Raw genomic sequence first — 10,223 nt, 5'->3', positions numbered from 1 at the left:
GTTGTGGTAAAGCCTAATCAGCTTCGTCAAAACAGATCCAAAAAAAGAAGCGATAAAATAAATTTCGGTTTATTTTATCGCTTCTTTAAAGTAATCACTAAAAATGAGATGCTTTTTCAGTGGCCTCCATTATGACGGGCTTTTTTTATTTCTATTACTGAACAAAATCCAAGAGTTAATCATCTTGATTGACGACCAGTCTAAAACCTTCACCATGTATGTTCAAGATCTCAACAGTTTCATCAGGTCTTAAATACTTTCTCAATTTAGCGATATAGACATCCATGCTTCTTGATGTAAAATAGTTGTCATCTCTCCATATTTTGGTCAATGCCAATTCACGCGGCATCAAATCATTTTCATGTAATGCCAACAGTCGCAACAATTCATTTTCTTTTGGGGAAAGCTTAATAGAAGGCTCGTCTTTAAACTTCAGGAATCTCAATTTAGAATTTAACTCGAAATTACCTATCTTAAATTCGAACTGCTTACTATCCGCAACAGAATCAGTAGCTTTACGCTGAATAATGGCCTTGATCTTCATTAGTAGCACCTCACTGTCAAATGGCTTGTTCAAATAGTCATCTGCTCCTACCTTATACCCTTTAAGTACGTCTTCCTTCATGGCCTTTGCCGTCAGAAAGATAATAGGCACATCACTGTTTTTTTCCCTAATTTCCTTGGCTAAGGTAAACCCATCTTTATAAGGCATCATGACATCCAAAATACAAAGGTCATAATCGTCCTTTTTAAATTTTTCAAAGCCTTCCATTCCATTTTTAGCATGAACAACGTCATAATCGTTCATGTTAAGATAATCTTTCAGGACGGTTCCAAAATTCGGATCGTCTTCTACTAATAAAATCTTTTTGTTCTGTTCTTCCATAATCTATGATATTAATGGTAGTTTAATTATAAAAGTGCTACCTTTTCCTTTTTCACTTTCCACGGATACATGTCCATGGTGGTCTTCAACCATTCTTTTAACATAGGCCAAGCCTAAGCCATGACCTTTAACATTGTGCACATTTCCTGTGTGCTCTCTATAAAACTTTTCAAATACTTTCTTTTGAACCTGTTTTGTCATTCCATTGCCTTGATCGGCAATTTTCAATATAATACTATTTCCTACATTTTCCGTAGTGACATCAATTCTTGGTGCGTCGTCAGAATACTTGATGGCATTGTCCAAAATATTGACCAAAACATTAGTTAAATGGGTGTCATTTGCCAATACTGACGATTTTTCAGCGTTCAAATGGGTTTTTATATAGCCCTGTCTATCTTCTATTATTAATTCAACATGCATTATGGCATCTTCAATTAAGTCGTGAAGTTTTACTCTATCCTTACTAATATTAAGTTCGTTTCTTTCCAGTTTAGATATTCGCAACACATTTTCAACCTGGGCGTGCATCCGTTTGTTTTCATCCTTTATCATCTTCAGGTAACGTGCTGTCTTCTCTTTATCCTCGATCATCTTAGGGTTTTTCATCGCATCCAATGCCAAATTGATCGTGGCGATAGGTGTTTTGAACTCATGGGTCATATTGTTGATGAAATCCGTTTTAATCTGCGATATCTGCCGTTGTCTTATTATTTGATAAATAGCATTTGTGTACGCTAAGATAATAATGATCGTAAAAATGATGGACAATACGGTCATTGTTAAAATGGACGACCATAAAAACTTTCTACGCTCCGGAAAGTTGACATACAGATTGAAATCACTTTCATTGTTATTGTCCAAAAACATCGGTATGCCATAAGTATTTGACGGGTCTAATTCAAAATTATCTGATTGCACTTTTGTAGCAAGATCTTTATCATAAATCGCAAATTCGAAATCAATATCTATCCCGTTCTCATTAAACTGATTCGTCAAAAATGTAGAGATATCCTCAGCAGAAGCCCTTTTATAAATTGGATAGTTTTTAAATAAATCCCGGTAGGTCGTTTCAAAGATTTTCTTGCCAATATCATCTAGTTCATTATACTGCATTACCGTTTTTTCCGGCGTGATATGGACTTTGTTTTCAATAGTACTCTCTTTAAATACTCTTATTTCCTTTTGGTTGCTGACGCGACTAATATTCAAACTATCTAAACCTCCGATGTCAAAGAACAAGGATGGCACTTTAAAGCTCTCTTCAAGTATTCCGTTTTGATATATTGTGGTTTCGTTGGAAATATCATCATAGCTATACAATAATATTCCTTTGATGTTAGTAGTATCGGGGTTCTTGCCACTACTTAGCATTTCCTGAAATTTACTACTATAAAGCTTGAACTCTCTATCTTCAATAAGATTACGAACATTACTCAAAGAACGTTTTACGTTCATCGTAAACTGCTTCTCTTCGTTATTTAGGGAGTTGTCAATAAAATATATTTGTACGAAAATTATTCCTATGAGCGATAAACTCATCAGAACAACCAACAAAATGAATAGCTTTCTGCCCATCATCCAAATTTAACATTTTAACATTTAGAAGTGACTTGCTTTAACCTTACCTTAACAAAATTTGAAGATTATTTTTCAGCAATGGTTTTCAGTAATTGCTGATGAATTGCAAGCACTTGACGCTTGGTTTCTTCCAAATCATGATTTGTAATCACAAAATCTGATCGTTTCGCTTTTTCGTCATCCGATAATTGGTTGTTGACAATAGCCAAAACCTTGGCCTCTGTTGTACTATCCCTATGGATGACTCTTTGGATCCTCTGATCCAAATCGGCCACCACGGTTATAATAAAATCGTATTGTGAGTCTAAATTGTTCTCAAAAATTATGGCAGCTTCCTTTAACACATAGGCCGAAGTCTGCTTTTCTTTCCACTGCTCAAAGTCAGCGCCGACTTCAGGATGTACAATGGCGTTCATTTGTTTTAAGAGATCGGCGTTTTGGAATATTTTCGAAGCCAATAAAGGACGGTTTAGTTGTTGGTCTATATACGCCTCTTCTCCAAACAAGTGAATGAGTTTTCTTCTGATTGCTTTAGAAGTGTTCATCAAGGCTTTTGCCCTTTCGTCTGCTATATATAAAGGAACACCCAACTCTTGAAACATTTTTGCAACAGTTGTCTTTCCGCTACCAATTCCTCCTGTCAAACCAACAATTTTCATAATCTACTGTATCAAAATAAACTCAACTTTATGCTGCTTTAAACGCGCACTTTTAACAATGTCCGGCACTTTTACTAATTTAGGTATCAAAAAGGTCTTCTGTGTATTATCAATATCTCTATAATTACACTCAACTCTAAAATCAGAAGGTCGCACCAGTTTGTAATTATTAAGACTGACATTATAAGCCACTGGAATGGTTTTTGGGAAGTAATTAATATTTGTGTCTGCTGGCAGATTTACTATGGTTACGGCCACATTAAACGTGCCTTCAGTAAATTTCTCTACATGCCCTTTAACAGTGACGCTCTTATTAGACAGCTTTAAATGTTTAAGAGCCTCGTCCATTTCAATATCCAATACTTTATCAATATTTGAATTGATGTTTTTCAATTCCGTTTTCTTGGTGGTGACATAATCGATTCCCGAAACCAACTTTTCTGAACCGATTATCTTAATGGAATCGGGAGTCACTTTTAGTTTAGATGACATATCATAACCCGGAGTGAATTCTATGGAAACATCGGTTTTAACAGGAACTTTTTTTACTGCCAATGTTTGATAAGGGAAACGTAATGTATCTGGTTGTATGGAAATCACGTCAACCGAATTTTTAAAGGAAGCACTAATTTTTGGAGCATTCTGCTGTGCAATCCAAATATAGGTTTTGTTCTTCAGGACCACGTCGGCTTCAAAATCAATTTGCAGTTTTGGTTTATAAAAATAATATTTGAGCAGGTTAAATCCATAGGCATTGACCGAGACATTCACTTTTTTGGTGCTATCAGTATCCACATGATGCTGTTCTGGAACGTTTTTGTAAACAATTTCAAAAGGTATGGTTTCCGTATAGGTTTTTGAGAGCTTGGTCAATGCCAAAAACAAAAATGAAAGCAAAAAGAACATGCTGAAAACTTTTAGTTTCCCGCTCTTTAGCGATTTAGAAAGTTTCGATTTTAACTTATTGAGCATTTTTGAAAAACAATTTTGGGAACCTTTTCTCAGGATCTGATTTTAAAAGTTTAATGGCCAATGTCGATTTTAAAAATCCGTAACCGTAGCCGAAAAATTGAACTCCAATGGCAATAACTGCAAGAAAAGCAATGATGACATTTTTTGTGCTGACCAAAGCTGTTACAAAAGCAACTAAGAAATAAATTATATAAATGTACAACAACCATTTCACCTGAAACAGAAACAGTATGATACTTAACGCAAAACCAATAGAAAATAATGTGGGCAACCAAAAGATTATTCTTTCAGAATTAGGATGCCATGTGTTTAAAATTGGTCTGACCATTCCAAATTTATAAACTTGTTGGTAAAACTTAGTCCAAGAAATCCGTCGTTTATGATATACATATGCATCTTTTATCAATTGGCTCTTAAAGCCCAATTTGATGAGACGCAATGAAAGGTCTGGATCCTCACCTGGATGAATAGTCCCAAAACCTCCTGAGGCCTTAAAAGCACTTTTTGACAAGCCCATATTAAAACTCCTGGGCTGAAATTTGTCGGAATCCTTCCCTCCTCTTATTCCCCCTGTGGTAATAAAAGAAGTCATGGCAAAATTGATTGCTTTTTGAAGATTGGAAAAAGATACATGCGCAGCATCTGGACCGCCAAAACAATCGGTGTAATTGTCAGACAAGCTTTTACTGACCACCTGTAAGTAATTTTTAGGCAACAGCACATCAGAATCCAGAATTATAAAATAATTTCCTAGTGCACGCGCCATGCCATAATTTCTTGAATCTCCAGGACCGGAATTCTCCTTGAAATAATAAGAAATGTTCAATTGACCTGCATATTGCTCAACAATTCCTTTCGAAGAAATTGACGAACCGTCCTCAACAATACAGATGGAATAGTCAAAATCACCCTCGAGCTTCGTAAAGCTCTCCAATAGCTCATGAACCTCTTCGGGCCTGTTATAAACAGGTATTATAAATGAAAAATGCAATGGCTTCATAAAGAACAAAGGTAAGGAATCCAATCACAAAAGCCACCGATTGGTGGCCTTTGAAACTTTGTGAATACTATTTTTTAACGATCTATTTTCTAATGAATGCCTCCATAACCTCATTACTCACACCCATATTGCTAAAACCTCCGTCATTGAAGAGGTTTTGAAGCGTGACACGTTTGGTCAGATCACTGAATAATGTTACGGTATAATTGGCACAATCTAAGGCAGTAGCATTGCCTAAAGGCGACATTTTATCGGCATAGGCAATAAAACCATCAAAGCCCTTGACCCCTTGACCTGCAGTTGTTGGTGTTGGCGACTGCGAAATGGTATTGACCCTTACCTTCTTATCTTTTCCGAAGAAATATCCGAAACTACGGGCAATACTTTCCAAGTAAGCCTTATTATCTGCCATATCATTATAATCAGGAAATACACGCTGTGCTGCCATATAGGTTAACGCTACAATACTACCCCATTCATTCATGGCATCCGCCTTGTATAAGGTTTGCATCACCTTATGGAAAGACATTGCAGAAACGTCTGTTCCTTTTTGGGTCCACTCATAGTTTTGATCTGTATAATGCTTGCCCTTTCTGACATTGATCGACATTCCGATGGAATGGAGCACAAAGTCCAGTTTTCCTCCCAAAATTTCTACTGATTTAGCCACGAGATTTTCCAAATCTTCAACTGAAGTCGCATCTGCGGGAATAATTTGAGAACCCGTTTTTTTGGCCAATTCATCAATTTGACCCATTCGCATTGCTATTGGTGCATTGGTCAAGACAAATGTACCACCCTCTTCGTGAACACGTTCTGCGGTTTTCCAAGCAATTGAATTCTCATCCAAAGCTCCAAAAATAATTCCTCGTTTCCCTTTTAATAAGTTGTATGCCATCTTTTTTCTGTTTTTTGTTTAATGCTACTCCATTTAAAATCCAAAGTTAATAAAACTTTGAACTTATTGCTTCGTTTTAATTTCAAAATCTTCAATAACGTGCTCAGTTGTGTCAAACCAATCACTGTTTATATAAACCATGACCCCGTATTTTTGATGGAAGTATTTATCACCATTTTTATAATTTCTGTTAGCAGGAAAAATATAATCTGTTACACATTCACCATTGATTATAACATGTTGGACATCACAAGGATCAGTTTCAGATTCAGCACAACCTATAACCATAATTATAATTATAAAATGCAAACTCCACTAAAATGAATTCACCCTTCAAAGCATATCAAATCAATTCAGTAATTGTTTAGCGTGCTCTATCGCAGAGTCGGACATGTTGATACCGCCCAACATTTGTGCGATTTCCACAATCCGTTCATCTTGATTCAACCGTTTTAATTGGGTTAGGGTAATCTCATCCACATCTTCTTTATAAACTTTAAAATGCGTGTCTCCTTTGGCAGCAATTTGTGGTAGATGTGTAATGGTAAACACCTGCATGGTCTTGCTCATTTGTTGCATGATAGAGGCCATCTTATTGGAAATTTCTCCTGACACGCCTGTATCAATCTCATCAAACATAATGGTAGGTAGCTGAGTATAATTTGTCAGTATCGATTTTATGGCCAGCATAATGCGTGACAATTCACCTCCTGAGGCCGCTTTTTTCAGCTCATTGAATTGTCCTCCTTTATTGGCTGAAAACAGAAACTTCAAATCATCTTTACCATTACTTAAAAAAGTATCTGATGGGATCAATTCCACATTAAATCGTGCATTTGGCATTCCCAATATGGCTAAGATATCCTCCAGCTGTTTGATGAGTCCCGGGATTGCTTTTATTCTATTCTTGCTAAGTTTTAATGCAATCTCATTAAGCTTATGTTCAAGACTAGAAAGTTCGGATTCCTTATCAGCGATCACACTATCCAAATTTTCTGTAATTGATACTTTCTCTCTCAACGATTCCCTTATCTGAATAAGTTCAGATACATCCGTTGCCGTATGTTTTTGCATCAAATTATGCAAGACTTGCAACTTAAGGTTAACAGCATTTAATCGTGCCGGGTCGGCTTCCAAGGACTCTTGCAGTTCTTCAATAACTGCAAATATATCATCAAGCTCTATTAAACTGCTTGTAACCCTTTCGAATACAGCATTATAAATGGTCGAAAAACCAGCCAATTTTGAAAGTTGATTTTTTGCTTCGGTCAGATGTACCATCACGCCGATTTCTTGACTGCTTAACAATTCATGAGACGCAGCGAGCCGTTCACTTATTTCTTCTATATTGTTAAGTGTCTCGTATTCTTCCTCAAGCAATTCCATTTCACCCGCAACCAAGTTGGCCTCTTCCAATTCCTTCAAAAGAAACAAATTGTAATCGAGCTCCTTAGCAGCTTCAATTTTTTGGTTTTGAAGTTTTTTGAACTCAGAGTTTAAAGATTTGAATTTACTCAATTGTAGCGTATACTCTTGGAGCAAACCCCCGTTTTCAGCCAAGGCATCAATGACCTGGAACTGGAAATCATCATTGGTCAACTGTAAAGTTTGGTGCTGCGAATGAATATCCAAAAGTCGTTCGCCCAAGGCTTGCAAACTATCCAGATTGACAGGAGTGTCATTAATAAAAGCTCGAGATTTTCCTGATGGTAGAATTTCTCTACGAATGATGGTTTGGGGCTCATAATCCAAATCTTCTTCTTTGAAAAGAGACTTTAAATTATATTTGGCAATATCAAACGTGGCTTCAATGATGCACTTTTCTGAAGGATCCTTGACACTGCTCAAATCTGCTCTTTTACCAAGAATAAGGGACAAACCGCCCAATAAAATAGATTTACCAGCCCCTGTTTCTCCAGTAATAATAGTCAATCCACTACCAAAATCAACCTGAAGGCTATCTATTAAGGCGTAATTTTTTATTGAAAGTGTGGTGAGCATTTTTTGGGTATAGAGTTAAGGTTTTGGATTCAAAATTCAAGGTTTCGGATTTGATGTTGAACTTCAGTTTTACTTCAATCATCGCGCTTCCAACTTCGAGCTTTTTACATCAAAAGCTGATTTCACGCCATTTTGAAGCATGGGTTGGCGCAACTCTGTTAAGAATATCTTTTATTTCGGTAATATTCACTTTTGGTCCCCCACTAAAAATGTCAAGGATTTCATTGGCTTTGGCATCAAAGAAAACCCGCATTAGAAAAGAATTTGGCCTACGGTTGTTCATGGTTCTCAAATCTTCAAAGACATTTGCAATGGCTTGCTTTCCTTGTTTTTCGTTATTTGCCATAACATCCAAACCGTCGCGATGGTAGTGGTACATGACCGTCCTGAATTCTTTAAACGTTTGTGATAGGATATTGTCTATTAGCACAAATCGGGATTGCTGACCATCTTCCAGTTTCCATCCTTTAAAATTACCTTGTTGGGAATAGTTGGTGATGGTCTGTGCTTGTTGGAAGTATGGATCGCCACCATTCAATTCAAAAGTATCAGCGTCCAAACCTAAAATCATGAACACATGATAGGCCAATACTGAAACCAAATTAGATTCAAATTGATTAGGATTATAAACTAAATTCTCAAACTCAAGATATCTAAAAGTAAAATGTTTGTCATTAAAATTATATACCGGTGTACTGTATGTTGAATTAAAAACAGGCCTTGAAGACTGTACCTGAATGGTGGCTTGAAACACATCGCTGTTATAGTTGCTGACATTAATAACCATACTACAATCAATACGCTCCTGAGGTTTATAGCTTTTATTGGTCCATTGCGTATTATTTACAAATTCATTAAGCTGCCTCTCTAAGGTCTTAAAAACCTGTACGTTTTCTTGTCCTGTTTGTTGTGCATTGACCACCAAGTTACAATTCAACTCTTGAGAAAATCCAACTGTAGTAAAGGATATAAGAAATATGAGAATAATATTACGCATGGATTTGTTTTATAATTTGGTTCATTAAATCGACCGCCACTTCTTCTTTTGATTTTAAATCATGCTCTATGATGTCTTGTTCTTCAGTTATAAACGTAACTTTATTAGTTGAGCCTCCAAAACCAGCTCCTTTGTCATTTAACGAATTTAATACAATTAAATTTAAATTCTTCGAATTTAATTTTCCTTTTGCATTTTCCAATTCGTTGTTGGTTTCCAATGCAAAACCTACCAAAAACTGATTGGTCTTAATTTTTCCAAGAGAAGCCAAGATGTCTTTTGTTTTCTCAAGTTCAATTGTAAATGTAGAATCCTTCTTTTTTATTTTAGTATCTGAAACAATTTTCGGTTTGTAATCGGCAACTGCCGCTGAAAGAATGGCAATATCAACGGATTCAAAATATTGATGCACGGCATCATACATTTCTAATGCACTTACCACATTGACCACTTTAATCCTACCGTTCGATATCGTTTGATGTGTTGGCCCGGAAATCAAGATTGTTTCAGCGCCAAGTTTGGCGGCCGCCTTAGCGATTTCGTAACCCATCTTGCCACTGGAATGATTCCCTATAAAACGGACGGGATCAATAGCCTCATAAGTTGGTCCCGCAGTAATTAAAATTCTCTTACCGTATAATGGCATCTGACCAAGAATGTCCTCTTCAATAAAAGTGACAATATCTTCTGGCTCGGCCATTCTACCTTCACCTACCAATCCACTTGCCAATTCACCACTGGTTGCAGGAATCATAATATTGCCAAAGCCCTTTAAAATATTAAAAGAATTAAAAGTGCTTTGATGTTTGTACATATCCAAGTCCATTGCGGGTGCAAAATAAACAGGACATTTCGCTGAAAGATAGGTGGCCATCAACAAATTATCACAAACACCATTGGCCATTTTTGCCAAAGTATTTGCTGTTGCGGGGGCGATAACAAAAAAATCTGCCCAAAGCCCAAGTTCTACGTGATTGTTCCACACTGGATCTTCATGGTTTCCAGTAGGTACGTCATCGCCATCATTGACAAATGACGAATAAACTGGGTTTTTAGATAAGGTGGAAAGGGTTAAGGGGGTAATGAAGTCTTTAGAAGCAGGCGTCATCACGACCTTTACGTGAGCGCCTGCTTTTATAAATAACCTAACAAGGTTTGCTGTTTTATAAGCAGCAATACCAGCAGTTATGCCTACAAGTATATTTTTGCCGCTTAAAATTGACATATTA

Annotated in this window: 10 protein-coding genes; all 10 read right to left on the bottom strand. The window is 36.5% G+C overall.

Features of this window, described 5'->3' with window-relative positions; translation table 11 throughout:
* Window positions 1-175: 175 nt before the first annotated feature.
* The gene (locus G6N06_RS18155) at window positions 176-886 is read right to left on the bottom strand and encodes a response regulator transcription factor (RefSeq protein WP_163518124.1); all 711 of its coding nucleotides are present in this window, start codon (window positions 884-886) and stop codon (window positions 176-178) included.
* Window positions 887-889: 3 nt separating this feature from the next.
* Window positions 890-2,464, bottom strand: a complete 1,575-nt coding sequence (locus G6N06_RS18150) for a sensor histidine kinase (RefSeq protein WP_205334796.1) — start codon at window positions 2,462-2,464, stop codon at window positions 890-892.
* Between the two features lie 68 nt (window positions 2,465-2,532).
* Entirely contained in the window at window positions 2,533-3,126 is a 594-nt protein-coding gene (gene coaE / locus G6N06_RS18145; RefSeq protein ID WP_163518123.1) for a dephospho-CoA kinase, read from the bottom strand.
* A 3-nt stretch (window positions 3,127-3,129) separates the two neighbouring features.
* Entirely contained in the window at window positions 3,130-4,098 is a 969-nt protein-coding gene (locus tag G6N06_RS18140) for a YbbR-like domain-containing protein (protein ID WP_163518122.1), read from the bottom strand.
* On the bottom strand, window positions 4,088-5,098 hold the full coding sequence (locus G6N06_RS18135) for a glycosyltransferase family 2 protein (protein ID WP_163518121.1): 1,011 nt from the start codon (window positions 5,096-5,098) through the stop codon (window positions 4,088-4,090). The genes G6N06_RS18140 and G6N06_RS18135 overlap by 11 nt, the downstream gene beginning before the upstream one ends.
* Window positions 5,099-5,180: 82 nt before the next feature.
* Window positions 5,181-5,996 carry an enoyl-ACP reductase FabI gene (locus G6N06_RS18130; RefSeq protein WP_163518120.1) on the bottom strand — a complete coding sequence of 272 codons (816 nt, stop codon included), beginning with the start codon at window positions 5,994-5,996 and terminating at the stop codon, window positions 5,181-5,183.
* A gap of 63 nt (window positions 5,997-6,059) precedes the next feature.
* Window positions 6,060-6,284, bottom strand: coding sequence for a ubiquitin family protein (locus tag G6N06_RS18125; protein WP_163518119.1), 225 nt, complete (start codon window positions 6,282-6,284; stop codon window positions 6,060-6,062).
* Between the two features lie 60 nt (window positions 6,285-6,344).
* Entirely contained in the window at window positions 6,345-7,997 is a 1,653-nt protein-coding gene (gene recN / locus G6N06_RS18120) for a DNA repair protein RecN (protein ID WP_163518118.1), read from the bottom strand.
* Between the two features lie 109 nt (window positions 7,998-8,106).
* Window positions 8,107-8,994, bottom strand: a complete 888-nt coding sequence (gene porD, locus G6N06_RS18115) for a type IX secretion system protein PorD (RefSeq protein WP_163518117.1) — start codon at window positions 8,992-8,994, stop codon at window positions 8,107-8,109.
* Window positions 8,987-10,219, bottom strand: a complete 1,233-nt coding sequence (gene coaBC / locus G6N06_RS18110) for a bifunctional phosphopantothenoylcysteine decarboxylase/phosphopantothenate--cysteine ligase CoaBC (RefSeq protein ID WP_163518116.1) — start codon at window positions 10,217-10,219, stop codon at window positions 8,987-8,989. The genes porD and coaBC overlap by 8 nt, the downstream gene beginning before the upstream one ends.
* Window positions 10,220-10,223 lie beyond the last annotated feature (4 nt).

Source organism: Gelidibacter japonicus (assembly GCF_010725055.1).
GTDB classification, from domain to species: domain Bacteria; phylum Bacteroidota; class Bacteroidia; order Flavobacteriales; family Flavobacteriaceae; genus Gelidibacter; species Gelidibacter japonicus.
This window is presented reverse-complemented; position numbering and strand designations above follow the sequence as displayed.